This is a genomic window from Salinivirga sp., from assembly GCF_035268865.1.
Lineage (GTDB): Bacteria > Bacteroidota > Bacteroidia > Bacteroidales > Salinivirgaceae > Salinivirga.
Genome location: NZ_DATFKB010000032.1, coordinates 1 through 24,376, shown reverse-complemented (window position 1 = coordinate 24,376; position 24,376 = coordinate 1). Strand labels below are relative to the sequence as shown.

30 protein-coding genes are annotated in these 24,376 nt (G+C 39.3%); 3 read left to right on the top strand and 27 right to left on the bottom strand.

Annotated elements, in window-relative coordinates; genetic code table 11:
* Positions 1 to 174: 174 nt before the first annotated feature.
* The 3 genes from rho to nifJ all read left to right on the top strand — a co-directional run bounded on the left by rho (position 175) and on the right by nifJ (position 6,423).
* A complete protein-coding gene (gene rho / locus VJ937_RS02205) occupies positions 175 to 1,896 on the top strand; it encodes a transcription termination factor Rho (protein WP_324065274.1) in 1,722 nt (573 codons plus the stop codon).
* A gap of 147 nt (positions 1,897 to 2,043) precedes the next feature.
* Entirely contained in the window at positions 2,044 to 2,568 is a 525-nt protein-coding gene (locus VJ937_RS02200) for a hypothetical protein (RefSeq protein ID WP_324065273.1), read from the top strand.
* Between the two features lie 321 nt (positions 2,569 to 2,889).
* Positions 2,890 to 6,423 carry a pyruvate:ferredoxin (flavodoxin) oxidoreductase gene (gene nifJ / locus VJ937_RS02195; protein WP_324065272.1) on the top strand — a complete coding sequence of 1,178 codons (3,534 nt, stop codon included), beginning with the start codon at positions 2,890 to 2,892 and terminating at the stop codon, positions 6,421 to 6,423.
* 77 nt (positions 6,424 to 6,500) lie between these two features.
* Here nifJ and VJ937_RS02190 read toward each other — a convergent pair whose 3' ends face one another.
* The 27 genes from VJ937_RS02190 to VJ937_RS02060 all read right to left on the bottom strand — a co-directional run.
* Entirely contained in the window at positions 6,501 to 9,680 is a 3,180-nt protein-coding gene (locus VJ937_RS02190) for a ligand-binding sensor domain-containing protein (protein ID WP_324065271.1), read from the bottom strand.
* A gap of 158 nt (positions 9,681 to 9,838) precedes the next feature.
* Positions 9,839 to 11,647 carry a menaquinone biosynthesis decarboxylase gene (locus VJ937_RS02185; RefSeq protein WP_324065270.1) on the bottom strand — a complete coding sequence of 603 codons (1,809 nt, stop codon included), beginning with the start codon at positions 11,645 to 11,647 and terminating at the stop codon, positions 9,839 to 9,841.
* A gap of 64 nt (positions 11,648 to 11,711) precedes the next feature.
* Positions 11,712 to 12,998, bottom strand: a complete 1,287-nt coding sequence (eno, locus tag VJ937_RS02180; protein ID WP_324065269.1) for a phosphopyruvate hydratase — start codon at positions 12,996 to 12,998, stop codon at positions 11,712 to 11,714.
* Between the two features lie 233 nt (positions 12,999 to 13,231).
* Positions 13,232 to 13,990, bottom strand: coding sequence for a 50S ribosomal protein L17 (gene rplQ, locus VJ937_RS02175; protein WP_324065268.1), 759 nt, complete (start codon positions 13,988 to 13,990; stop codon positions 13,232 to 13,234).
* A gap of 1 nt (position 13,991) precedes the next feature.
* The gene (locus VJ937_RS02170) at positions 13,992 to 14,987 is read right to left on the bottom strand and encodes a DNA-directed RNA polymerase subunit alpha (RefSeq protein ID WP_324065267.1); all 996 of its coding nucleotides are present in this window, start codon (positions 14,985 to 14,987) and stop codon (positions 13,992 to 13,994) included.
* Between the two features lie 11 nt (positions 14,988 to 14,998).
* A complete protein-coding gene (rpsD, locus tag VJ937_RS02165; RefSeq protein ID WP_324065266.1) occupies positions 14,999 to 15,607 on the bottom strand; it encodes a 30S ribosomal protein S4 in 609 nt (202 codons plus the stop codon).
* A 25-nt stretch (positions 15,608 to 15,632) separates the two neighbouring features.
* Positions 15,633 to 16,022, bottom strand: coding sequence for a 30S ribosomal protein S11 (gene rpsK / locus VJ937_RS02160; protein WP_324065265.1), 390 nt, complete (start codon positions 16,020 to 16,022; stop codon positions 15,633 to 15,635).
* 12 nt (positions 16,023 to 16,034) lie between these two features.
* A complete protein-coding gene (rpsM, locus tag VJ937_RS02155) occupies positions 16,035 to 16,412 on the bottom strand; it encodes a 30S ribosomal protein S13 (protein ID WP_057954038.1) in 378 nt (125 codons plus the stop codon).
* Between the two features lie 30 nt (positions 16,413 to 16,442).
* Positions 16,443 to 16,559 carry a 50S ribosomal protein L36 gene (gene rpmJ / locus VJ937_RS02150; protein ID WP_081421557.1) on the bottom strand — a complete coding sequence of 39 codons (117 nt, stop codon included), beginning with the start codon at positions 16,557 to 16,559 and terminating at the stop codon, positions 16,443 to 16,445.
* Positions 16,560 to 16,564: 5 nt separating this feature from the next.
* Entirely contained in the window at positions 16,565 to 16,786 is a 222-nt protein-coding gene (gene infA / locus VJ937_RS02145; protein ID WP_057954037.1) for a translation initiation factor IF-1, read from the bottom strand.
* 11 nt (positions 16,787 to 16,797) lie between these two features.
* Entirely contained in the window at positions 16,798 to 18,129 is a 1,332-nt protein-coding gene (gene secY, locus VJ937_RS02140; RefSeq protein ID WP_057954036.1) for a preprotein translocase subunit SecY, read from the bottom strand.
* 3 nt (positions 18,130 to 18,132) lie between these two features.
* The gene (rplO, locus tag VJ937_RS02135; RefSeq protein WP_324065264.1) at positions 18,133 to 18,576 is read right to left on the bottom strand and encodes a 50S ribosomal protein L15; all 444 of its coding nucleotides are present in this window, start codon (positions 18,574 to 18,576) and stop codon (positions 18,133 to 18,135) included.
* Positions 18,577 to 18,587: 11 nt separating this feature from the next.
* On the bottom strand, positions 18,588 to 18,770 hold the full coding sequence (gene rpmD / locus VJ937_RS02130) for a 50S ribosomal protein L30 (protein ID WP_057954034.1): 183 nt from the start codon (positions 18,768 to 18,770) through the stop codon (positions 18,588 to 18,590).
* 12 nt (positions 18,771 to 18,782) lie between these two features.
* The gene (gene rpsE / locus VJ937_RS02125) at positions 18,783 to 19,295 is read right to left on the bottom strand and encodes a 30S ribosomal protein S5 (protein ID WP_057954033.1); all 513 of its coding nucleotides are present in this window, start codon (positions 19,293 to 19,295) and stop codon (positions 18,783 to 18,785) included.
* Between the two features lie 4 nt (positions 19,296 to 19,299).
* Positions 19,300 to 19,656 (bottom strand): 50S ribosomal protein L18, encoded by a 357-nt coding sequence (gene rplR, locus VJ937_RS02120; RefSeq protein WP_324065263.1) that lies wholly within the window; start codon positions 19,654 to 19,656, stop codon positions 19,300 to 19,302.
* 18 nt (positions 19,657 to 19,674) lie between these two features.
* The gene (gene rplF / locus VJ937_RS02115; protein WP_324065262.1) at positions 19,675 to 20,232 is read right to left on the bottom strand and encodes a 50S ribosomal protein L6; all 558 of its coding nucleotides are present in this window, start codon (positions 20,230 to 20,232) and stop codon (positions 19,675 to 19,677) included.
* Between the two features lie 12 nt (positions 20,233 to 20,244).
* Positions 20,245 to 20,640, bottom strand: a complete 396-nt coding sequence (gene rpsH, locus VJ937_RS02110) for a 30S ribosomal protein S8 (protein ID WP_324065278.1) — start codon at positions 20,638 to 20,640, stop codon at positions 20,245 to 20,247.
* A 21-nt stretch (positions 20,641 to 20,661) separates the two neighbouring features.
* Positions 20,662 to 20,931: a 30S ribosomal protein S14 gene (rpsN, locus tag VJ937_RS02105; protein WP_057954029.1), complete on the bottom strand. Its 270-nt coding sequence runs from the start codon at positions 20,929 to 20,931 to the stop codon at positions 20,662 to 20,664.
* A 3-nt stretch (positions 20,932 to 20,934) separates the two neighbouring features.
* Complete coding sequence (gene rplE, locus VJ937_RS02100) at positions 20,935 to 21,492, bottom strand: 50S ribosomal protein L5 (RefSeq protein WP_324065261.1); 558 nt, start codon at positions 21,490 to 21,492, stop codon at positions 20,935 to 20,937.
* On the bottom strand, positions 21,492 to 21,815 hold the full coding sequence (gene rplX / locus VJ937_RS02095) for a 50S ribosomal protein L24 (RefSeq protein ID WP_324065260.1): 324 nt from the start codon (positions 21,813 to 21,815) through the stop codon (positions 21,492 to 21,494). The genes rplE and rplX overlap by 1 nt, the downstream gene beginning before the upstream one ends.
* Positions 21,816 to 21,826: 11 nt before the next feature.
* Entirely contained in the window at positions 21,827 to 22,192 is a 366-nt protein-coding gene (gene rplN, locus VJ937_RS02090; protein WP_057954026.1) for a 50S ribosomal protein L14, read from the bottom strand.
* A 2-nt stretch (positions 22,193 to 22,194) separates the two neighbouring features.
* The gene (gene rpsQ, locus VJ937_RS02085; RefSeq protein ID WP_324065259.1) at positions 22,195 to 22,452 is read right to left on the bottom strand and encodes a 30S ribosomal protein S17; all 258 of its coding nucleotides are present in this window, start codon (positions 22,450 to 22,452) and stop codon (positions 22,195 to 22,197) included.
* Between the two features lie 11 nt (positions 22,453 to 22,463).
* Positions 22,464 to 22,667, bottom strand: coding sequence for a 50S ribosomal protein L29 (rpmC, locus tag VJ937_RS02080; protein ID WP_324065258.1), 204 nt, complete (start codon positions 22,665 to 22,667; stop codon positions 22,464 to 22,466).
* A gap of 13 nt (positions 22,668 to 22,680) precedes the next feature.
* Positions 22,681 to 23,103, bottom strand: coding sequence for a 50S ribosomal protein L16 (gene rplP / locus VJ937_RS02075; protein WP_057954024.1), 423 nt, complete (start codon positions 23,101 to 23,103; stop codon positions 22,681 to 22,683).
* Between the two features lie 21 nt (positions 23,104 to 23,124).
* Positions 23,125 to 23,817, bottom strand: a complete 693-nt coding sequence (gene rpsC / locus VJ937_RS02070) for a 30S ribosomal protein S3 (protein WP_057954023.1) — start codon at positions 23,815 to 23,817, stop codon at positions 23,125 to 23,127.
* A gap of 4 nt (positions 23,818 to 23,821) precedes the next feature.
* Positions 23,822 to 24,232 (bottom strand): 50S ribosomal protein L22, encoded by a 411-nt coding sequence (gene rplV, locus VJ937_RS02065; RefSeq protein ID WP_057954022.1) that lies wholly within the window; start codon positions 24,230 to 24,232, stop codon positions 23,822 to 23,824.
* 18 nt (positions 24,233 to 24,250) lie between these two features.
* Positions 24,251 to 24,376, bottom strand: a 126-nt coding sequence (locus tag VJ937_RS02060) for a ribosomal protein S19 family protein (protein WP_324065277.1), incomplete at its 5' end; no start/stop codon positions are given.

Here is a 24,376-nt window from a genome sequence, read left to right as displayed (position 1 = left end):
GGTCAATATAACTAAAAAAATAAAAACAAATCTATATGTAACAACTTTTTTATGAAGCACTTTTTTCAAAAAAAATTTTGTCGACTTAGGTTAAATGCTTATAATTGTCACATAATTCCCAAGTCAATCTTCTTAGATAATCACCACAATTTTACATAATCAAATTACACTCAGATGTACGATATTTTAGAACTGAACAAAAAACTTGTTTCAGAACTTAAAGAGATTGCAGCTGATCTTAAAATTAAAAAAATTGAATCTTTACGAAAGCAGGATCTCATCTACAAAATTTTAGACCAGCAAGCAATTAAAGCCTCCGAAGAAAAGCAATCTCAACCAGAGGAAAAAGAAAAAAAAGCAAGTTCAAAAAGGCCCAGGGTTCGCCGGGTAGAAAAGGTTTCGGCCAAACAAGAAAAAAAGCAGGAACAAGAAAAGCAGGAGCAAGAGCCCCAATCCAAACCTGCAGAGCCAGAAAAGCCTAAAGCAAAGCGCAAACAAAGAGTTGAAAAACCAGAAAAAGCGCAAGCTGAAACAAAACCAGAAAAAGTGCAAGCTGAAACAAAACCAGCAAAGCCACAAAAAGAAACAGTAGCTAAGAATGAACCGTTAGCTGAAAAGAAACCTGTGGAGAGACCAAAACCAATACAAGAAAAAAGGCAACAGAAGCAAACCCAGGAAAAAAACCAAAGACCAGCGCCAAAGCACAACCCTGCCAAAAACGATAACAATCAGGTTGATCAGAATAGAAACGCAGATCGGCATAAAAACAAAAGATTGGAATTCGAAGGTATTGTTACTGCCAGTGGCGTGTTGGATATTATGTCAGACGGCTACGGTTTCTTAAGGTCTTCAGACTATAACTATTTCAACAGTCCTGATGATATATATGTCAGTCAGTCGCAAATAAAACTATTTGGACTTAAAACAGGTGATACGGTAGAAGGAAGTATACGTCCACCCAAAGAAGGTGAAAAATATTTCCCTTTAATTAAGGTACATCAGATTAATGGCAGACCACCCGAAGAAGTAAGAGACCGGGTTCCCTTTGATTTTCTGACACCTCTGTTTCCGCACGAAAAATTTAACCTTACTGGTAAAAAAAGCAACCTTTCGACACGCATTGTAGATATGTTTGCACCAATCGGTAAAGGACAAAGGGGATTAATAGTTGCTCAACCTAAAACGGGAAAAACAGTATTGCTTAAGGATATTGCCAATGCAATAGCTGCTAACCACCCTGAAGTTTACATGATTATTCTGCTTATCGACGAAAGACCCGAAGAGGTTACCGATATGGCCAGAAGTGTAAATGCTGAAGTTATCTCTTCCACTTTCGATGAACCCGCTGAACGGCACGTGAAAGTAGCCAATATTGTACATGAAAAAGCTAAGCGCATGACCGAATGTGGCCATGATGTAGTGATTCTGCTTGATTCTATTACAAGGCTTGCAAGAGCTTTTAACACAGTATCACCTGCTTCCGGCAAAGTGTTATCGGGAGGTGTGGATGCCAATGCACTGCATAAGCCAAAACAGTTCTTTGGAGCAGCCCGAAAAATAGAGCATGGAGGGTCGTTAACTATCCTTTCAACAGCACTTACAGAAACAGGCTCCAAAATGGACGATGTAATTTTTGAGGAGTTTAAAGGAACCGGTAACATGGAACTTCAGCTCGATAGAAAACTATCGAACCGTCGCATTTTCCCATCTATCGATATTCCAGCATCGAGTACTCGTCGCGAAGATCTGTTAATCGACAAAGATTTAATCAACAGAATCTGGGTTTTGCGCGATTACCTTGCCGACATGAACAGTATAGAAGCAATGGATTTTATGCGTAACAGAATTGGAAAAACTAATTCCAATGAAGAGTTCCTGCTTACAATGGATAAATAATCCAATAACACATTAAGGATTAGAGATAAGCGGATTCAATTGAATCCGCTTTTTTTATTAAATAAATTTTGTTATTAGTGTTTTTTTTTTACTTTGTTCATGTAGTCATGATTACTTTTTATTTTAAACACTAAATTATTTACTACCATGAAAAAAACAGCATTAATATTAAGTTTAGCATTTTCGCTAGTGCTGCTATTTGCAGCTTGCGAACAGAAGCAAATCAAAACACAGGGAGAAGAAGAACTTCAACTCACATCGCCCAAAGGGTTTAAAGCAGCTAACTCAATAAGTGAGCTCAAATCATTTATTGATTTAAATACCAATGATAGAATAATTTCAATAGAATATTTGGAAAGTGAAAAAGCTAATGCCGCGCTCATTTCTTTTGTAAGAGAAGACAATCAAAAAAAGCAAACAATTGCTATTGGTAAAGGAAAGATGCATTTTGAAAGTACCAATTTAATATACAAAAAACTAAGCCCTAAAAACCAAAAGGCTCAAAATGGAGGGAGTTGGATCATATCATGTACGGGGACAGGTGATTGCAATAACTGCACTGTTCAAGGCACTGTTGATGCCGACGGTAATCTCAATTTTTCCTGCTCAGATTCATGCTGTGATATGGAAGTAAAAACAAATAATGAAGCTACATATAACATAGGTGACTAAGAAACATCTGCAGAATGCATTAATATAAATTAAAACTATTGTGGATTTATTATAAATTTCCACCAAAAGCACAGACATGATGACTAGTACTAAAAAAGCGGATCGATTCTGGACGATCCGCTTTTTTTTGCCCAATTTTTAGTTTTTGAATAAAAAAAGACCAATAAGTAACATAAAAGTAGATATAATAATTTTACCTTATTATTTAAAATGCTTTTATATAAGTCAAAATAAACGGTTTGACAACATATTTATAAGGAAAAAAGGAACAAATAATGTAATTTTGTGGGTGAAAAAATCTAAATATAAATCCAGAAAAGTATGGCTAAAAAGAACTTTATTACCTGTGACGGTAACTATGCTGCATCTCATGTAGCATATATGTTTAGTGAGGTAGCAGCGATTTACCCGATTACGCCTTCATCTACAATGGCAGAATACATTGATGAATGGGCAGCATTTGGCAGAAAAAACATATTTGGTGAACAAGTAGAAGTAGCAGAACTTCAATCAGAAGGTGGCGCTTCAGGTGCAGTTCATGGTTCCTTACAGGGTGGAGCCCTTACTTCGACCTTTACAGCATCGCAAGGTTTATTGCTGATGATTCCCAATATGTATAAAATTGCCGGAGAATTATTACCTGGCGTATTTCACGTATCGGCTCGTAGTTTGGCCGCCCAGGCATTATCAATATTCGGTGACCACAGCGACGTTATGGCTACACGCCAAACAGGATTTGCACTGTTGGCAACAGGAAGTATCCAGGAAATTATGGACCTTGCGCCAATTGCGCACCTGTCATCAATAAAATCGCGCGTACCATTTTTACATTTCTTCGATGGTTTCAGAAATTCGCATGAAATTCAAAAGGTAGAAGCACCCACAACAGAGGAAATGGCGAAACTGGTTGACCAGGAAGCACTACAAAGATTCAGAGACAATGCTTTGAACCCGGAACACCCGGTTACACGCGGCACAGCTCAAAACCCTGATATATATTTCCAGACACGCGAAGTAGCCAATCCATTTTACGATCAGCTTCCTGACATTGTTGAAGAATACATGCAGGAAATTAAGAAAACAACTGGTCGCGAATATCATCCATTTACGTATTATGGTGCTGATGATGCAGAAGATATCATTATAGCAATGGGTTCTGTAACAGATACCATAAAAGAGGTGATCGACTATAAAGTGGCTAAGGGCGAAAAAGTCGGTATGATGAGTGTACACCTTTATCGTCCATTCTCGGCAAAATATTTCTTCAAGGCACTTCCAAAATCTGTAAAAAATATTGCAGTGATGGATCGTACCAAAGAGCCTGGGGCACACGGAGAACCACTTTACCTCGATATTGTAGAGTTGTTTAAAGATGATGCCAATGCACCTAAAATTATTGGTGGTCGTTACGGATTATCTTCAAAAGATACTACACCAGCACAAATTTTCAGTGTATTTGAAAACCTCCAGAAAAAAGAGTCTAAAAATTACTTTACTATAGGTATTGTTGATGACGTAACCAATCATTCGCTTGAAATTGGCAAAGACATCAATGTATCCCCCGAAGGAACATATTCAGCAAAATTCTACGGAATTGGATCTGACGGTACTGTGGGAGCCAACAAAAACTCTATTAAAATTATTGGAGAAACGACTGATAAATTCTGTCAGGCATACTTCTCTTATGATTCCAAAAAATCTGGTGGTGTTACAACTTCACACCTTCGTTTTGGTGACAAACCAATTCGTTCGCCTTACCTTGTAAACGCACCTGATTTTGTAGCTTGTCACGTACCAGCATACCTTGACAGCTATGACATGCTCAAAGGACTTAAAAAAGGTGGTACATTCTTGCTCAACTCAATTTGGGATGAAGAGGAAACCAAAAAACGCCTGCCCAATAGCGTGAAAAAATATCTGGCAGAGAACGATATTAAATTCTATATAATTAACGCCACAAAAATTGCAGAAGAAATTGGCCTTGGTAACAGAACCAACACCATTATGCAATCGGCGTTCTTTAAAATTTCAGAAGTAATACCTTACGACAAGGCTGTAGAAGAAATGAAAAACTTCATTGTCAAATCATTTGCCCGTAAAGGAGATGAAATTGTCAATATGAACAACGCAGCTGTTGATCAGGGTGGAGAAAAAGTAGATAAAGTAGAAATACCAGCAGATTGGGCTAAACTTTCAGCTGACGACAAGAGCAAAGACGACAGAAATATCCCTGATTTTATTAAAAACGTAGCAGAACCAATGAACCTGCTCAAAGGTGATGACCTGCCTGTTAGTGCATTTGTCGGTCGCGAAGATGGTACATTCCCTGCCGGAACGACAGAATATGAGAAACGTGGTATTGCCGTTACAGTTCCTGAATGGCAAATGGAAAACTGTATTCAATGCAACCTTTGCGCCAATGCTTGTCCACATGCAGCAATTCGTCCATTCTTGCTTACAGACGACGAACTGGCTAATGCACCTGAAGGTACAGAAGCTAAAAAAGCTGTTGGTAAAGGACTTGAAGGCCTGCACTACCGCATACAGGTTACACCTCTAGATTGTACAGGCTGCGGTGTTTGTGAAGATGTTTGTCCATCGAAAACAAAAGCACTTGTTATGAAGCCCCTCGATACTCAAAAAGATGAGATCGAACGCTGGGACTACATGTTCAATAAAGTTACCATAAAAGAGGACCGTTTCAATAAAAAGCAAAACGTTAAGAATGCACAATTTGCACAACCACTCTTTGAGTTCTCAGGAGCATGTGCCGGTTGCGGTGAAACCCCATATATTAAGACCATCACACAGCTTTATGGAGACCGTATGATGGTAGCCAACGCTACAGGTTGTTCTTCAATCTTTGGTGGTTCAGCACCATCTACACCTTACCGTAAAAACCACGAAGGTAAAGGACCCGCATGGGCCAACTCACTTTTCGAAGACAATGCAGAATACGGATTTGGTATGGCACTTGGCGTACAAAACCTACGCAAACGTATGGCCAACCAAATGACAAAGGCAATGAATGATGTGGGTACTGAAACAAAAGCCGCTTTCGAACAATGGATTGAAAGCAAAGAAGATGCAGATAAATCCAAAGAAGCATCAAAAGCTGTTGTTGAAGCACTACAAAAAGAAAAACACCCGGTAGCGAAAGATATCCTGTCTATGAAAGATTACCTGATCAAAAAATCAGTTTGGATCATTGGTGGTGACGGATGGGCATATGACATTGGCTATGGTGGTTTAGACCATGTAATTGCTTCTGGTGAGGATGTGAACCTACTGGTACTCGATACTGAGGTTTATTCAAATACTGGTGGCCAATCGTCCAAATCGACGCCTGTAGGTGCAGTAGCAAAATTTGCTGCCAGCGGTAAAAAAATCCGCAAAAAAGACCTCGGCATGATGGCTATGACCTATGGATATGTTTACGTAGCACAAGTTGCCATGGGCGCTAACCCTGCCCAATACTTAAAAGCCGTTAAAGAGGCTGAGGCTTATCCCGGACCATCAATCATAATAGCATATGCACCTTGTATTGCTCACGGATTGCGCAAAGGTATGAGTAAAACGCAAGCTGAACAGAAAGATGCAGTAGCTTGTGGTTACTGGCACATGTTCCGCTACAATCCGATGTTGGAAGCTGAAGGCAAAAATCCATTCCAGCTCGATTCAAAAGAGCCAAACTGGGATCTATTCCAGGACTTCCTGAAATCAGAGGTTCGCTATACTTCACTGATGAAAAGCTTCCCGAAAGAGGCAAAAGAACTCTTCAAGGATGCTCAGGAAAACAGCCTGTGGCGTTATAAGTCATATAAACGCATGGCTTCTATGGATTACTCAGAGTAAACACAGAAACTAAACATAAAAAAAGCGGCCTAAGAGCCGCTTTTTTATTTTAGTCACGATAATTGTAATTATACTTTCTATTCAAACTGGGTCTTAAATCCCATCACCATTACATCATCTACCTGCTCATTTGCACCGCGCCATTTATCAAAATTGTTTTCAAGCAACAAATGCTGCATATCCATATCATGTCGGGCAATAGAAAGTAAAAAATTCCTGAATCTACGTTGTTTATACTTTTTATTTTGTGGCCCTCCAAACTGATCGGCATAGCCATCTGAAGCCATATAAAATATATCTTCGTCAGAAAACTCAAGGTAATGATTGGTATATTCATGCTTGCCCAGGGCCCTTCCCATACCAACAGGAACCCGGTCACCTTTAATCTCATTTAACACTCCATTTTTCACATTATAAAGCGAATTCATAGCACCGGCAAATTCAAGTGTCATAGTTTCACGATCAATCATGCATAAGCCCATATCCATTCCGTCAGAAATATTTTTCTCCTCTTCATTTTCTGTAATAAATAGTTCATAAAGCTGATACTCCATTTTTTCAAGAATATCAGAAGGCTTCTCATGTCCGTTTTGCACCACTGTTTTCTTAAGTAACTCTACTGCAATTACAGACATTAATGCTCCGGGCACACCATGGCCAGTACAGTCAACAGCCGCAATACATATTTTTGCTCCCACTTCAGTATACCAGTAGAAGTCACCACTAATGATATCTTTTGGTCGGTGCATAACAAAAGAGTGTGGAATTACCCTTTTAAATGAATTATTTGCTGGAAACAGTGCTTGCTGGATTCGACTGGCATAGTTCATACTTTCGGTTACGTTCTTGTGCAGAATTGTTAACCGGTCGTTTTGCCTGGAAACCTGTTTTGCAGAGGCTTCCTTATCTCTTAAAACCTGATTGGTGAGACGTAAACGGCGCGTACGTGTTTCGATACCGAACAATAAAGCACCTAAAAACAGCACGGTATAAAAAGAATAAGCCCACCATGTTGCATACCATGGCCGGGGCACCTGAATTTTCAGGTATGCGATATTTGAGCTCCAGATTCGGTCAGCATTCGTACCATTTACAGAAATTCTGTATTTCCCGGGCTGAAGATTACTAAATGAAGCATAATTCTGGTTTCCTATTGAAATCCAATCAGAATCATTCACTCTGTAGCGATATTCAATTTTTTGCGGAGCAGTTAAATCGAGTGAGCTGAAATATATATTCACCAGGAAATCGGAAACACTCAAATCAAGTGTTGCACCGGAATAAACAGGGACCTCTCTCTTCCCGCGCGATCCATAAATAGTAGCACCTGAAATTTCAACCTCCGGATTAAAGGCACTCAACTGAAGCGAATCGGGATGAAAAAAAGCCACACCACCCTGTCCCCCAAAAGCAAGTCGGCCATTCTTAAATTCGTAAGTTGCGCCAACGTTGAATTCATCACATGGTAGGCCATCTGCTTTATGAAAAAGAGTACGTGTACTATCAGAATATCTTATTCGCAGCAAACCATTACCCGTACCTACAAAGGCATGCTTATCTGTATTATTGATGCTATAAATTGTACTTTTCTGATCACCTGTAATGTGATTGAAATGTGGATCATTACTAAATGGATCATCTAAAAGATCTAATCCATTGGCTGTTCCGACCCATAAACGTCCTAATCTATCGTAATCAAGGGCATATACATCATTTCCTGAAAGGGACGTGGTGTCATCCTGATGATATAAGAACCGGTCCCAATATTTATTCCGCAGATCGAATCGAAAAAGCCCATGACTTGTCCCAATAAAAACAAGGTCATCTTCTACATTCTCAAGGCAAAAAGAATTTGCTATTCCTGCATCCTTTTCCATATCAAACATCCAGGATTGCAGTTCTTTCTCTTCAAGGTCATATAAATGCAACTGCCCGCCATAACTAAAAAACATTGAGTGAGATTTTACCGGCAACACTTCATAAACATGTACCTTAAGTTTATCAAGTACAGGATGAGACTCCCGCACCAACTTACCTTTACTGTTCCTGTTAATAACATTTAAACCCAAACTAGTAGCTACAATGGCCCTTGACCCTACATGCTTAATATCATAAATATTGTCATTAGTAATTACTGCATCTCTATCATTAGCACTCATTTGGGTAACCTTACGTGTTTTTGAATTTACAAAATTCAACCCATATTCATAAGTTCCTATCCAATAGTATAAACCATCAAAAAAAATGGAAGATATCTGATCATCAGATAGGAAGTTACCTTCCTTTACTTCTTGCTCTATCACTTCAAACTTCGGATCAGAAATATTTGTTTTTAATATACCTTTGCCGCTTGTAGCAATCCATAAATTTTCACTGGAATCTAAAGTCAAAGCAGATACAAAAAACCGCTCTATGTTGCTGGATGAGAAGTCAAATGTTAATTGCTTCTGAAAAGCACCATTTTTTATGCGATATAACCCTTTATTACTAACAAGATAAACTTCATTGTCCTTTTTATTTTGAAAAATACTTATTTGACCATCGAAATACTGCACTTTCTGAAGTAAATCTCCAGATTTATATTTCCAAACTGTTTGGTCAGATGTAATATACATTTGGTTGTTGTGTTCAAAAATATTCTGAAAACAATTGACAAACCCCGGTACTTCAATAGGATTAAAATCGAATCGTCCAAAAACTTTATCGAACATTACAAGTTGGTGGCCCTTAAGAAACCAAATATTTCCGTTTGAGCTTTGGTATAATGCGCTTGCAGTACAATGTCTATCTAAAGAGCGCTCATCACTGAAGCCAAAAATTCGAACCTCTTGATCCATCGGGTTAATACGTACGAGGTAATTTGGCAATAACACCCAAACAAAATTTTCACTATCGACCAGAAGCGATCTTACATTAATTTCCGGGAATACGATACTATTTGATGGCAAACCATAGTGTATAAACTTCTGCTTACGACTGTCGTATTTGTTCAGCCCGGTGCGCGTTCCAATCCATAAATTATCATTGGCATCCTCTGCAATGGCATTAATATAATCAGAAGATATTGAATAGGGATCCTGAGGATTATTATGAAAAATTTTAAAATCGTATCCATCATATCTGTTAAGCCCGTTCTGAGTACCAACCCACAAAAAACCTTTTGAATCAATTAATACGTCATTGACAACACTCTGTGAGAGCCCATGCTGAATATTTAAAACTTGTAACTTCTCTTCTCTTTGTCCAAATAACGACAAAGAAAAAGATATTAATATGTAAAAAATTGCAAGTCTCATTAGCAACTAAATATAGAAAAAAAAAGAATAATAACATTTATTATTACCTGAAACCTTTTGCGTAGATAAATATTCCTAAATTCTGCGGCAGATAAACAACAGCTGCAAGTCACTAGTTACTATAATCTTGCTTGCTTGCCATCTGTAACTGATTTGAAAGCATTGGAGGGTGATGCAATAAAATTGCCAATGTTATATTTACTCCATTTATTGTCTACCTTTCGGATGGTCTCATCATCCATAACCACAAGGTCGGGCCATGGCCGTTTAAATTCTTTACGCCCATGTTTTCGTAAGGCATCGATGAGTACTATATCATCTTTGATTTTTATATCTCTAACCGGATCAGTGTTGCCTAAAATATACCAGGCTAAAGTATTAATATTCAAGTTTTGCAATCCTTTCTCGACAAAAACCACAAGTCCTTTGCAATGCTTGTAATGGTTCGTGATTAAGGAAAAGTCTTTGTCAAATGCCTTAGTAAAGACCACTAATAGGCCATCTCCAAATAGTTTGGCATCGGTACTTTCAGGTATTTCCACACAATCCATATTTTGAGTAACATTATCATGGGTGGCTGTAGCATCGATGCATAGCTTACCACCAACAGATTGTGTGTCACTCGAATGATCGAGAATATCAAGTGGCCCTTTGGAAAACAGTGTTTTTTCTTGCCAATTACTGATATTTAAAACTGCTTTGAATACAGCATTGTAGTCTCTTATGTCCATGTTATGGTCGACAACAATAATATATTTCGTGAACATCATTTGTCCGGCTCCCCAAAGTGCATTTGCAATTTTAAATGCCTGTCCTTCATAATTTACATTAGCCGACACAATTACCAGGTTATGCACTACACCGACAACAGGCATATGCATATCTTTCACCTCTGGAGCAATACCAATCTGTAACGGTTTTAAGAACAGATGCTCAGATATCTCTCCCATAAAAGCATCTTCCATTGGTGGTATACCAACAATTGTAGCAGGAAAAACTGCATCATTCCGATGTGTAATGCAGGTAACATGAAATAAAGGATAAAGGTCTGCAAGTGAATAAAACCCGGTATGATCGCCAAACGGGCCTTCATTCACCCAGAGTTCTTCAGGATCAATGTAACCTTCGATAACAATATCTGCATCTTCAGGAACAAAAATATCGTTCGTAATACATTTGACCAGTTTAACAGGCGCTTTTCTTATAAACCCGGCTATAATATATTCATCGAAATGATCGGGAGCTGGTGCAGTAGCCGCATAAGTATAAACCGGGTCTCCACCGAGCACCACACTGACGGGCATCTTTTCTTTTCGATCTTTATACTGTTGATAATGGCGTGCTCCCACTTTATGTTTATGCCAGTGCATGCCTGTGGTATTCGATGACATTTGCTGCATTCGGTACATACCCACGTTGCGCATTCCATTTTCAGGATCAATGGTATGGACAATAGGTAGTGTAATAAATTTTCCACCATCGTGAGGCCAGCATTTTAGGATGGGTAAAATATTGAGATCGGGATTATGGTGGACTTGTTGCTGGCAAATGCCGCTACCTTTTTTCTTCCGGGGTAAAAACCTGCCGATACCGGCTAATTGAGGTAATAACTTTAGTTTTTGTATTAATGAGCCGGACTGGTTATTAAAACTATTGAAGAGCTGTTCAATACGGCTGGCAAAATCCTTCGAATGGCTAATACCAAGGGCCTCGTGAATTCTATTCTGGCTCCCATAAGCATTAATCAAAATAGGAAAGTTTGTTCCGGTATTGCGGAATAAAAGGGCTTTTCCACCATTTGCTTCTTTGCTGAAACGATCTGCAATTTCGGTAATTTCCAGTTCAGGATCAACAAATTCATCTATAACCAGAAGTTCATTCTCGTCTTTTAATCGATCGATAAAAGCATTAAGTCCGTTATACCTCATTTTATTTAAAATAAAAAGCCTGGCATAGCTGCAGGGCAACTATGTCAGGCTTTAAAAAATATAATTATTTTGCATATTTGAATCCGCGTCCCGGATAAACGGCAGTTTCTTCTAGCATCTCTTCAATACGAAGCAATTGGTTATATTTTGCAATACGGTCTGACCTTGAAGCTGAACCGGTTTTAATCAAACCTGTATTCAATGCTACAGCAAGGTCTGCAATTGTTGTATCTTCCGTTTCACCTGAGCGGTGCGATATAACTGCAGTCATACCATTCTTATTGGCAAGGTTTACGGCATCGATGGTTTCTGTAAGCGTACCAATTTGGTTAACCTTAATAAGAATTGAGTTGGCAGCATTCATTTCGATACCTTTTTGTAGTCTTGTCACGTTTGTTACAAAAAGGTCATCTCCCACAATCTGAACGCGATCACCAATAGCTTCAGTCAGTTTTTTCCAACCTTCCCAGTCTTCTTCTGCCAGGCCATCTTCAATTGAAATAATTGGATATTTATCTACCAATTCTTTCCAATACTCAACCATTTGATCAGAGTTTCGCTCTTCACCGGTTGATTCGAATACGTATAAACCGCGGTCGCTATGATAAAATTCAGTTGCAGCAGGGTCCAATGCAATGAAAATATCGCTGCCAGGCTTGTATCCGGCACGCTCAATTGCAGTCATTACATAATCAAGTGCTTCTGTATTGCTGTTTAAAGCTGGAGCAAAACCACCTTCGTCACCTACATTTGTAGCGTGACCTTCTTCAGCAAGTACTTTTTTAAGGTTATGGAATACTTCAGCACCCATTTGTAAAGCATCTGAAAAACGCTCTGCACCAACAGGCATAATCATGAATTCCTGAATATCGATTTTGTTATCAGCATGCTGACCACCATTAAGTATATTCATTAATGGAATTGGCAATGTTTTAGCATTCACGCCTCCCAGGTAACGATATAAATCCTGACCTGAAGTAAGGGCAGCAGCTTTAGCAACGGCCAAAGAAACGCCAAGCATAGCATTAGCACCTAAAGCAGACTTGTTGTCTGTTCCATCAATTTCAATGAGCGTTTGATCAATTGCAGCCTGGTCAAAAATGAAGAACCCATTAAGTTCTTCGTTAATTTTTGTATTTACATTATTAACAGCGGTGAGCACGCTTTTTCCAAGGTACATATTTTTGTCTCCATCGCGCATTTCATGAGCTTCGAAAGCACCCGTTGAAGCGCCTGAAGGGACTGCTGCACGACCAAGCACACCCTGATCGGTAATTACATCAACTTCTACTGTTGGATTTCCTCTTGAATCCAAAATCTGTCTTGCGATAATTTTAGCTATGTGTGCCATAATTTAAAATTTTTGAAGTTATCATTAAATCTGTCAATATTTGAAACTAATTCCGCACGCTTATATGGCTAAATGCGAGCTTTTGCAACAACATTTAGCTGTTTTGTTTTCCGACATGTAAATGAATCAATTATAGCGAATAAACACTTTGAAGCGTTCGAAATGTAAATTTACAAAAAGAAAGGGATAAAGTTAAGTCTTTATCCCTTTTTAACATGAACATATAATTAAATTTATTTGTTCTCTTCAGCATCTTTTTCTCCGCCGGCTTTCTTATCATCCTCTTTTTCAGGTGCTTTTTCAGCCTTTGGTTTAGCTTGTTTTTTCTCCTCTTTTTTAGGAGCTTCTTTTTTAGCTTCTGCCTTTTCTGAAGTTTTAGCTTCTTCCTTTTTAGGAGCAGCTTTCTTTTCTGCTTTAGGTTCAGCCTTTTTATCTTCAGCTTTCGGAGCAGCTTTTTTTGTTTCTGCTTTCGGCTCCTCTTTAGTTTCTGCTTCAGGTTTAGCTGCCTGCTCACTGCTTTGCGCTTGTGTATCTTGCGCAGTTTGTGCCTGAGCATCTGATCCTGAAGATTTTTTACGGCGACGTCTACGGCTTGATTTAGATTTACTGTCTTTGCTGTCTTTCAGCATATTTTCGTTGTAATCTACAAGCTCAATAATGCACATATCAGCATTGTCACCTACCCGAGTACCCAGTTTTAAAATACGGGTATAACCTCCTGGGCGGTCACCGACTTTAACGGCAACATCACGAAATAATTCCGATACACTATCTTTATTTTGAAGGTAACTGAAAACAACACGACGCGAGTGCGTAGAATCTACTTTTGATTTAGTAATCAATGGTTCTACAAATGTGCGCAAAGCTTTAGCTTTTGGTACTGTTGTTTTAATTCTTTTATGCATTATCAGCGATGAAGCCATATTGGATAACATGGCACTACGGTGTCCATGTTGACGTCCTAAATGGTTAAATTTTTTATTGTGTCTCATCTTAACTGTCCTTGTCTAGTTTATACTTTCCTATATCCATTCCAAAGTTAAGGTTCATATTACCAAGCAATTCTTCGAGCTCAGTAAGTGATTTTTTACCAAAATTACGGAATTTCAATAAGTCATTCTTATTATATACCACAAGATCGCCCAGCGTTTCCACATCTGCAGCTTTAAGGCAATTAAGTGCTCTTACTGACAGATCCAGATCGACAAGTTTAGTTTTCAGAAGCTGACGTGTATGAAGTACTTCTTCATCGAATTCCTCATTACCATAGTCCTCGTCATTGTCGAGTGTAATTTTCTCATCTGAGAACAACATAAAGTGATATATGAGAATTTTTGCAGCTTCTTTCAGGGCTTCTTTAGGATGAATGGATCCATCAGTTGTGATTTCGAAGACCAGTTTTTCATAGTCGGTCTTCTGCTCCACCCTGTAATTTTCAATGTCGTATTTAACATTTTTGATGGGTGTAAAGATGGAATCCATTGCAATGATGCCAATTTCGTTGTCGTCTTTGAAATTCTCTTCAGCCGGAACATAACCTCTACCCTTCTCAATGGTAATATCCATTTGAAGTTTCACATCTGGTTCCATTTCACAGATAACCAGGTCTTCGTTTAAAACTTCGAAGTTAGTGAGGTATTTATTCATATCACCGGCAACAAATTTATTCTGGCCGCTGACAGAGACAGTAAATTTTTCGCTTTCCTCATCTTCCACTTTTCGCTTAAAACGAACTTGTTTCAAATTAAGCACAATTTCTGTCACATCCTGAATAACGCCGGGTATTGATGAAAACTCATGATCGACTCCCTCGATTTTAACCGATGTAATGGCAAATCCTTCGAGCGAGGAGAGTAAGATTCGGCGTAAGGCATTCCCTATAGTCATTCCATAACCTGGCTCAAGCGGACGGAATTCGAATTTACCGAATGCGTCATCAGCTTCGAGCATAATGACTTTATCTGGCTTTTGAAAAGCTAAAATGGCCATAAATAAATATTTTACTTAGAATACAATTCAACGATTAATTGTTCCTGGATATTTTCCGGAATCTCTTCACGTTCTGGTAAATTTACAAATTTACCAACAAAGTTATCTTGATCCCACTCTAACCAGGCATATTTACTGGCACGATTTGTAGCCAGTGAATCACTAATAATTTCAAGTGATTTAGATTTTTCACGAACACCAACTATGTCGCCTTTTTTCACCTGATATGAAGCGATATTAACTACCTCTCCATTCACAGTAATGTGGCGATGTGATACAAGTTGGCGTGCACCAGCGCGTGTAGGTGCAATACCCAAACGGAAAACAACATTATCTAATCTGGACTCGAGTAACTGAAGTAGTTCTACACCAGTAACACTTTTACTGCGCTGTGCTTTTTTGAAAAGATTACGAAACTGACGTTCGAGAACGCCGTAAGTATATTTTGCTTTTTGCTTTTCAGCAAGCTGCATTCCATACTCAGATTGTTTCTTTCTTTTGCGCGAAGCTCCATGTTCCCCTGGTGGATAATTTTTCCGCTCAAGGTACTTGTCGGGTCCAAATATCGGTTCACCGAATTTACGGGCAATTTTTGTTTTTGGTCCAATATATTTTGCCATGATTTAGTTCTTTTTCGATCTACAATTATACTCTTCTGCGTTTAGGTGGTCTGCAACCATTGTGCGGCAATGGAGTTTTATCGACAATTTCTGTAACGACAATACCTTCATTGTGCAAAGTACGAATGGCTGACTCACGTCCTGCACCAGGTCCTTTTACATAAACCTTTACCTTGCGCATTCCTGCATCTCTGGCAATTTTCGCACAATCCGCTGCAGCTACCTGAGCAGCATACGGTGTGTTCTTTTTAGAACCTTTAAAACCCATCTTACCGGCTGAAGACCAACTTACAACCTGGCCGTCAGTATTGGTAAGTGTGATGATGATGTTGTTGAAGGAGGAATGAACAAAGGCCATTCCGTTGGCTTCAACCTTAACAACACGCTTTCTGCTTGTTTTAGACTTCTGTGCCATATCCTAACTCTCCTATTTGGTAGCTTTCTTTTTGTTCGCAACTGTTTTTTTCTTCCCTTTCCTTGTACGGGCATTATTTTGTGTGTTCTGTCCGCGTACAGGAAGTCCGGAACGATGACGAATACCGCGATAACTGGCAATATCCATCAGTCGTTTGATGTTCATCTGAACCATTGAGCGTAATTCACCCTCAAGGGTATACTGCTCGTTGATGATCGTCCGTAATGAAGCGATCTGGTCATCGGTCCAGTCTTTTACCTTAATGTTCTCGTCGATTTCGGCTTTTTTCAGAATCTGTTTAGCTGTGCTATGACCGATTCCATAAATATAAGTTAAGCCGATTACGCCTCTTTTGTTTTTAGGTAAATCAACCCCAACAATACGTGCCATATAATTTTCCTTTAATTAAGTTTACTTTAATTACCCCTGACGTTGTTTAAACTTGGGGTTCTTTTTGTCGATCACATAAAGTCGTCCTTTACGACGCACTATTTTGCTGGTTGAACTACGCTTTTTTATTGATGCTCTTACTTTCATTGCTTTTAATTTTTATATCGAAAAGTAATTCGACCCTTTGTTAAGTCATAAGGCGACATTTCCACCTTCACTCTATCTCCTGGTAAAATTTTTATGTAATGCATACGCATTTTTCCGGAAATATGAGCAGTAATAACGTGACCATTCTCAAGCTCTACTCTGAACATTGCATTCGACAGTGCTTCAATAATAGTTCCGTCTTGTTCAATTGATGGTTGTTTAGCCATAAAATACTTTTTTAAATAACTGATCTTTTGCCTTTAATTCGACCGGATTTTAATAATCCATCATAGTGCCTCATTAATAAGTGACTTTCGATTTGCTGAAGTGTATCAAGAACCACACCAACCATAATTAATAAGGATGTACCTCCGTAAAAATTAGCAAATTGGTTGTTTACTCCTGCCAGAACCGCTATAGCAGGAAGTACTGCAACAATTGCAAGGAAAATGGATCCAGGTAGTGTAATTCGTGACATGATGGTATCGATAAACTCTACGGTTTTCTTGCCTGGTTTTACACCAGGAATAAATCCACCATTTTTCTTCATATCATCTGCCATTTGTTTTGGATTAATGGTAATAGCCGTATAAAAATAGGTAAAACCAATGATCAACAATGCAAATGTGATGTTGTAAACCAAGCTGGTATAATCTGCGAATGCAGCACCGATTCCGCTCATGGTATCGCTCTCTGCGAAACCTACAAGTACAACCGGCACAAACATTAATGCCTGTGCAAAGATAATCGGCATAACACCTGAGGCATTTACTTTTAATGGTATGTACTGACGTACTCCACCATATTGTTTATTACCAACAATTCGCTTGGCATACTGTACAGGAATTTTTCTTGTACCCTGTACCAGCAAAATCGTAAGCAGAATGATAACACCTAACATAATCATCTCAACGAGGAACATTACAAGACCACCGCCTTGTTCTTCAACTCGTGAGGCAAATTCTGCTGCTAATGCAAAAGGCAAGCGTGCAATGATACCGATCATAATAATCAATGATATACCATTACCGATGCCGCGGTCGGTGATTCGTTCACCTAACCACATAACAAACATGGTACCTGCTGTCAGTATGATTACTGATGATATGGTAAAAAATGTACCTTTCAGCATAAATGCTGATGGAGGTAATTGTGCATGTAAGTTAGCAATGTACCCTGGTGCCTGTAAGAGCAGAATGATTACAGTTAAATAACGTGTTATCTGATTGATTTTTCTTCTGCCACTTTCACCTTCCCGTTGCAGGCGCTGGAAATATGGAATTGCCATACCGAGCAGCTGCACAACGATTGAGGCAGAAATGTAGGGCATAATACCCAAAGCAAAAATAGAGGCGTTAGAAAATGCACCACCGGAGAACATATCCAGCAACCCCATAACGCCACTTGAAGTTTGCGATTGCAAGTTTTCAAGCTGACTTGGATCAACTCCTGGTAATACTACATGGGCCCCTAAACGATAAACAAGCAAAAGACCTAATGTTGTAAGGATGCGATTGCGCAAATCCTCAATTTTCCAAATGTTTTTGATTGTTTCAATAAAACGTTTCATTCATCAAATTTTTTCTGCGGTTCCTTCTTGTGCTTCAATGGCTTCTTTGGCTGATTTTGAAAAAGCGTGTGCTTTAACAGTCAGTTTTTTGCTTAAACTACCATTCCCTAATATTTTAATCAGGTCATGTTTTGAAGCCAGTCCATTTACAACCAGCACATCTTTATCAATAGTTGTAACGTTAAGTTTTTCGGCAATTTGTTCTAAAGTACTAAGGTTAATAGGCTTATACTCTACGCGGCCGCGGTTATAAAAACCAAATTTAGGTACTCGACGCTGAATAGGCATTTGACCTCCTTCGAAACCGATTTTCTTGGAGTAACCTGAACGCGATTTTGCACCTTTATGACCGCGACTTGCAGTATCACCATAACCAGAACCTTCACCTCTTCCGAGACGTTTTGAACTTTTGCTTGTTTGTGCTGGTTTAAGGTTGCTTAAATCCATATCATCAAAATTTAATTGATTTCTTCAACTTTTACTAAATGCTCTACTTTTTTAACCATACCGCGAATAACGGCATTGTCTTCGTGCTCAACAGTATGGCGTATTCTTTTAAGACCGAGTGCTTCCACAGTCTTTTTCTGACGTTTATCAGAGCCTATAATACTGCGTGTTTGTGTAATTCTTATTTTAGCCATGATTGTCAATTTCTATCCGTTAAAAACTTTCTCCAATGCAACGCCTCTATCTTTAGCAACAGTATAGGCATCGCGCATCTCCATTAGCCCTTTCAGTGTAGCTTTTACCACATTGTGGGGGTTTGAAGAACCTTTGGATTTGGCCAATACATCTTTTACACCAACGCTTTCCAATACGGCACGCATGGCACCACCGGCTTTAACTCCGGTACCGCTAGAGGCAGGTATCATCAAAACGTGTGCTCCACTGTAACGCGCTACTTGTTCGTGCGGTATTGTATCATTAATGATGGGCACTTTCACAAGGTTCTTTTTGGCATCCTCGATAGCCTTGGATATGGCAGTTGTTACTTCACCTGCTTTACCAAGCCCATGTCCTACGATACCATTCTCGTTACCTACTACCACAATTGCAGCAAAACTGAACGTTCTACCTCCTTTGGTAACTTTTGTAACGCGATTAATGGCAACCAATCGGTCTTTTAAATCCAAATCGCTGGTTTTGATTCTTCTAATTCCTGACATAAGCTTAAAATTTTAATCCTCCTTTTCTGGCACCCTCTGCCAATGATTTCACACGACCGTGATAAAGATAACCATTTCGATCGAAAACGATTTTATTTACACCTTTATCTAATGCGCGTTTTGCGATAAGTTCGCCAACTGAAGTGGCAATTTCGCTCTTATTGCCCTTGGCTTCTGCAAGTTCTTTATTTCTTGAGCTGGCAGCTACCAGGGTTTTATTGTTAACATCGTCTATAATTTGTACGCTTATATGCTTATTACTGCGATATACAGACAAACGCGGCATTTCCGGAGTTCCAAAAATACTTTTCCGGATGCGCTTTTTAATTTTTAATCTTCTCTTCTGCTTATCAAAAGCCATAATTCCGTTGTTTAATCATTAAACACTAGCTGCAGATTTTCCTGCTTTTCTGCGAAGTACTTCTCCTACAAATTTCACACCTTTTCCTTTGTAAGGCTCAGGCTTACGTAGTGAGCGAATCTTGGCAGCTACCTGTCCGATGAGTTGTTTATCGCAACTTTCAAGCGTTACAAATGGGTTAGATCTCTTTTCAGTTTTTGCTTCCACTTTAATTTCGGGAGGCATTTCAAAATAAATATGGTGAGAATACCCGATACTAAGCTCAAGCATTTGACCTTTTGCTTCTGCACGGAATCCTACACCGACGAGTTCCAGCTCAATTTTATAGCCTTTGAAAACGCCTTCAACCATATTATTTAAAAGAGAACGGTAAAGCCCATGCATAGACCGTTGATGTTTTGACTCATCTGGACGGATAAGGGTCACTTCGCCATCTTCGACTTTGATCTCGATTCCACCTTTTACAGTCTGTGTCAATTCGCCTTTGGGCCCTTTAACTGTGACAACATTATTTTTGTCGACTTCTACAGATACACCCTCAGGTATTTTAATTGGCAGTTTACCTATTCGTGACATTTTTTTACTTTTTTAGTATACGTAACATAAAACTTCGCCTCCGGTATTGTTTCGGCGGGCTTCCTTATCAACCATCACTCCGTGTGAAGTTGAGAGGATCGCAATACCTAAACCATTCAATACCCGGGGTATTTCCTTTGAACCTGCATATTTTCTCAATCCAGGTCTGCTAACGCGTTGCATTGCTTTAATGACAGGTTCCTTGGTCTCGTTATTATATTTAAGGGCAATTTTAATTGTACCCTGTGGACCTTTGTCTTCAAACTTATAATTCAGGACATATCCCTGATCAAAAAGTATTTTAGTAATAGCTTTTCTCATGTTTGAAGCAGGAACTTCCACTACTTTGTGTCTGGCCAATGACGCATTTCTAACACGTGTAATAAAATCACCTATTGGATCAGTAATCATTTTCTTTGATTTTAAATATTACCAACTTGCTTTCTTGATTCCGGGGATTAAGCCCTTATTGGCCATCTCACGGAAGTTAATTCTGCTTATTCCGAACTGGCGCATGTATCCCTTCGGTCTTCCTGTTAACTGGCAACGGTTGTGCAAGCGAACTGGTGAAGCATTTTTTGGCAATTTTTGCAACCCTTCGTAATCACCTTCTGCTTTCAGACGCGCACGTTTTTCCGCGTACTTTTCGACGAGTTTTCTACGTTTTCTTTCTCTCGCTTTCATTGATTCTTTTGCCATAACCTAACTCTTTTTTACATTTTTAAAAGGAATACCAAATTGTTTCAGCAGTGCAAATGCTTCTTCATCAGTTGGTGCACTGGTTACAAATGTAATTTCCATTCCTAAAATAGTATTAATCTTATCGATATCTATTTCAGGAAAGATAATTTGCTCTGAAACTCCCAGTGTATAGTTTCCACGACCATCGAGTTTTGAGTTTACGCCTTTAAAGTCTCTGATACGAGGCAATGAAACGGCGATTAAACGCTCTAAAAACTCATACATTTTTGTACGGCGCAGAGTGACTGTCACACCAATAGGCATGTCTTTCCTAAGCTTAAAGTTGGAAATATCGCGTTTAGATACGGTTTGTATGGCTTGCTGCCCAGCAATTGCGGAAAGCTCTTTTTGAGCAATCTCAATTACTTTTTTATCAGCAACAGCCTGACCAACACCCTGGTTGATCACGATTTTTTCCAGTCTCGGTACCTGCATTACACTTTTGTATTTGAACTCTTTCTGGAGTGCAGGTACGATTTCGTCTGTATATTTTTTTCTTAAATTCGGAACGTAAGCCATTACTTGATCTCCTCTCCTGATTTTTTGGAATAACGTACCAATTTGTTTTTATCATTCAGCTTGCGGCCAATTCTTGTGGGTTCACCTGATTTAGGATCGAGAAGCATAAGATTCGAAATATGAATCGGGGCTTCTTTTTTAATGATTCCTCCATTAGGATTCTCCGCATTAGGTTTGGTGTGTTTTGAAATCATGTTCACACCTTCCACTATAGCGCGCTGCTTTTTTACCTCTACCTCGAGCACACGACCTTTTTGTCCTCTGGCTTCACCAGAGTTTACATAAACCGTGTCTCCTTTTTTAATATGTAGTTTCTTATGCATGGCTTTTATTTTTAAAGTACTTCAGGTGCCAATGAAACAATCTTCATATTTCTCTCGCGAAGCTCGCGGGGAATGGGCCCAAATATACGGGTTCCCCTAATCTCGTCAGTTGCATTGAGAAGGACACATGCATTGTCATCGAAACGGATATATGATCCGTCCGGGCGGCGTACTTCTTTAGTAGTACGCACGACAATAGCTTTACTCATAGTACCTTTCTTCATTTCGCCTGACGGAAGTGCACTTTTCACGGTAACCATTATCAGATCACCAATGGTAGCATATTTCTTTTTTGAACCACCAAGCACACCGATGCAAAGTACTTCTTTAGCACCACTATTATCGGCTACCGCCAATTTGGTTTCAGTTTGTATCATGGTTACTTAGCTCTTTCAATAATTTCTACTAATCTCCAATTTTTGGATTTGCTTAATGGACGTGTTTCCATTATGCGAACGATATCGCCTGGGTTGCAGGTATTTTCCTCATCATGGGCTTTAAACTTGGTAGTTTTGTTAATAAACTTCCCATAGATGGGGTGTCTCATTTTACGACGTACTGCAACGACGATGGACTTTTCCATTTTGTCGCTGACGACAATACCGATACGCTCTTTACGCAAATTTCTCTTTTCCATCATCTATTGAATTAATCGTTCTGTTTGTTAAATTCTCTTTGGCTTTGCTCGGTTAATAAACGAGCAACGTCTTTACGCACATTCTTAATCTGATTAGGATTCTCCAGTGGCGATACGGCATGGTTCATTTTCATTCTAGTGAGCATATTTTTCGTATCGTCGATACGTTCTAACAGCTCCTGATCTGTCAATTCTTTAATTTCTGACATTTTCATAGCGCTACTCCTATTAATTTTCGACGTAATCTCGTCTTACAACAAACTTTGTTCGCACTGGCAATTTCTGTGCAGCCAGTCGCAATGCCTCTTTAGCAATTTTCACTGGTACGCCTTCGGCTTCAATGAGCATCCGACCTGGGGTTACGGGTGCAACAAAGCCTTCTGGTGTACCTTTACCTTTACCCATACGTACCTCTGCAGGTTTTTTCGAAATGGGTTTATCGGGAAAAATTCTAATCCAGGTTTGACCCTGACGTTGCATATAACGAGTCACTGCGATACGGGCAGCTTCTATCTGTCGACCTGTAATCCAGTGGCTGTCGAGGCTTTTAATGCCAAAAGAACCATAGGCAAGTTGATTACCTCTCTGCGCATTACCTTTCATGCGGCCTTTCTGGACTCTACGGTGTTTTGTCTTTTTTGGCTGTAACATAACGTCTTCTCGATTTTAAAGTTACTTCTTTCTTCTTTTACCACCTTTACGATTGCTTGCCTGGCCAACATTTGGCGATAGGTCGCGCTTACCGTAAACTTCACCTTTAAAAATCCACACTTTTACACCTAGCAACCCTACTTTGGTCAGTGCTTCACCCAATGCATAGTCGATATCGGCGCGAAGCGTATGTAACGGAATACGTCCTTCTTTATAGGTTTCTGTGCGAGCCATTTCAGCACCACCTAAACGTCCACCGATTTGCACTTTAATGCCCTGAGCACCCATCCTTAAAGACGAGGCAATGGCCATTTTGATTGCACGACGATACGATACGCGTCCTTCTAACTGACGTGCGATATTATTGGCTACCAGTGTGGCATCGAGTTCCGGGCGTTTAATTTCAAAAATGTTGATTTGTACTTCTTTTTTGGTCAGTTTTTTCAACTCTTCTTTAAGTTTGTCTACTTCCTGACCACCTTTACCAATAATAATACCCGGACGGGCAGTATGAATGGTAATGGTAATTAGCTTCAGCGTACGTTCAAGAACAATTCTTGAAACGCTTGCTTTTGCTAAACGTGCTTTAAGATATGTTCTTATCTTGTTATCCTCGACTAGTTTATCTTCCTGACGATTGCCGCCAAACCAGTTGGATTCCCAACCTTTAATAAATCCTAATCGGTTTCCTATTGGATTAGTTTTTTGTCCCATCGAATTACGCTTTTTCTGTTTGATTATAACTATCCAATACAATTGTCACGTGGTTCGAACGCTTGCGAATTCTGTGCGCCCTACCTTGCGGTGCGGGACGCAACCGTTTTAGTATTCTGGCTGAATCTACATAAGCCTCTTTTACAAAAAGGTTGGCTTCTTCCAGACGTACACCTTCGTTTTTGGTTTCCCAATTGGCAATAGCACTTTTGAGGAGTTTTTCAACTCTTCTGGCTGCCTCTTTTGGTGTAAATCTTAATATATCCAGTGCCTCATTTACTTCAACTCCACGTATAAGATCAACAACAAGCCTCATTTTGCGGGGCGATGTTGGACAATTGCGTAGAACGGCATAGTAACGGTTTTTCCGTTCTTCTCTTAATTTTTCTGCTCGTATTCTCTTTTTTGCACCCATTATTTCTGTCTTTTTAGATTATCTCTGTTTACCACCGTGACCACGGAACTGACGTGTAGGTGCAAATTCGCCTAATTTGTGTCCTACCATGTTCTCGGTGATGTATACAGGAATAAATTTATTACCATTATGAACGGCAATGGT

Coding starts and splice junctions, on each gene's coding strand:
- rplV (WP_057954022.1), bottom strand. CDS start 24,232: ATGGGTGCAAAAAAGAGAATACGAGCAGAAAAATTAAGAGAAGAACGG.
- secY (WP_057954036.1), bottom strand. CDS start 18,129: ATGAAACGTTTTATTGAAACAATCAAAAACATTTGGAAAATTGAGGAT.
- VJ937_RS02170 (WP_324065267.1), bottom strand. CDS start 14,987: ATGGCCATTTTAGCTTTTCAAAAGCCAGATAAAGTCATTATGCTCGAA.
- rpmD (WP_057954034.1), bottom strand. CDS start 18,770: ATGGCTAAAATAAGAATTACACAAACACGCAGTATTATAGGCTCTGAT.
- rplR (WP_324065263.1), bottom strand. CDS start 19,656: ATGGCTTTTGATAAGCAGAAGAGAAGATTAAAAATTAAAAAGCGCATC.
- rpsM (WP_057954038.1), bottom strand. CDS start 16,412: ATGGCACGTATTGTTGGGGTTGATTTACCTAAAAACAAAAGAGGCGTA.
- rpsC (WP_057954023.1), bottom strand. CDS start 23,817: ATGGGACAAAAAACTAATCCAATAGGAAACCGATTAGGATTTATTAAA.
- rpmJ (WP_081421557.1), bottom strand. CDS start 16,559: ATGAAAGTAAGAGCATCAATAAAAAAGCGTAGTTCAACCAGCAAAATA.
- rplF (WP_324065262.1), bottom strand. CDS start 20,232: ATGTCACGAATAGGTAAACTGCCAATTAAAATACCTGAGGGTGTATCT.
- VJ937_RS02185 (WP_324065270.1), bottom strand. CDS start 11,647: ATGAGGTATAACGGACTTAATGCTTTTATCGATCGATTAAAAGACGAG.
- rplN (WP_057954026.1), bottom strand. CDS start 22,192: ATGATACAAACTGAAACCAAATTGGCGGTAGCCGATAATAGTGGTGCT.
- rpsD (WP_324065266.1), bottom strand. CDS start 15,607: ATGGCAAAATATATTGGACCAAAAACAAAAATTGCCCGTAAATTCGGT.
- rpsN (WP_057954029.1), bottom strand. CDS start 20,931: ATGGCAAAAGAATCAATGAAAGCGAGAGAAAGAAAACGTAGAAAACTC.
- rpsE (WP_057954033.1), bottom strand. CDS start 19,295: ATGTCAGGAATTAGAAGAATCAAAACCAGCGATTTGGATTTAAAAGAC.
- rplE (WP_324065261.1), bottom strand. CDS start 21,492: ATGGCTTACGTTCCGAATTTAAGAAAAAAATATACAGACGAAATCGTA.
- rho (WP_324065274.1), top strand. CDS start 175: ATGTACGATATTTTAGAACTGAACAAAAAACTTGTTTCAGAACTTAAA.
- infA (WP_057954037.1), bottom strand. CDS start 16,786: ATGGCTAAACAACCATCAATTGAACAAGACGGAACTATTATTGAAGCA.
- rplP (WP_057954024.1), bottom strand. CDS start 23,103: ATGTTACAGCCAAAAAAGACAAAACACCGTAGAGTCCAGAAAGGCCGC.
- rpsK (WP_324065265.1), bottom strand. CDS start 16,022: ATGGCACAGAAGTCTAAAACAAGCAGAAAGCGTGTTGTTAAGGTTGAA.
- eno (WP_324065269.1), bottom strand. CDS start 12,998: ATGGCACACATAGCTAAAATTATCGCAAGACAGATTTTGGATTCAAGA.
- rplQ (WP_324065268.1), bottom strand. CDS start 13,990: ATGAGACACAATAAAAAATTTAACCATTTAGGACGTCAACATGGACAC.
- rpmC (WP_324065258.1), bottom strand. CDS start 22,667: ATGAAAATGTCAGAAATTAAAGAATTGACAGATCAGGAGCTGTTAGAA.
- rplO (WP_324065264.1), bottom strand. CDS start 18,576: ATGGATTTAAGCAACCTTAAACCAGCACAAACAAGCAAAAGTTCAAAA.
- VJ937_RS02200 (WP_324065273.1), top strand. CDS start 2,044: ATGAAAAAAACAGCATTAATATTAAGTTTAGCATTTTCGCTAGTGCTG.
- rpsQ (WP_324065259.1), bottom strand. CDS start 22,452: ATGGAAAAGAGAAATTTGCGTAAAGAGCGTATCGGTATTGTCGTCAGC.
- rplX (WP_324065260.1), bottom strand. CDS start 21,815: ATGCATAAGAAACTACATATTAAAAAAGGAGACACGGTTTATGTAAAC.
- nifJ (WP_324065272.1), top strand. CDS start 2,890: ATGGCTAAAAAGAACTTTATTACCTGTGACGGTAACTATGCTGCATCT.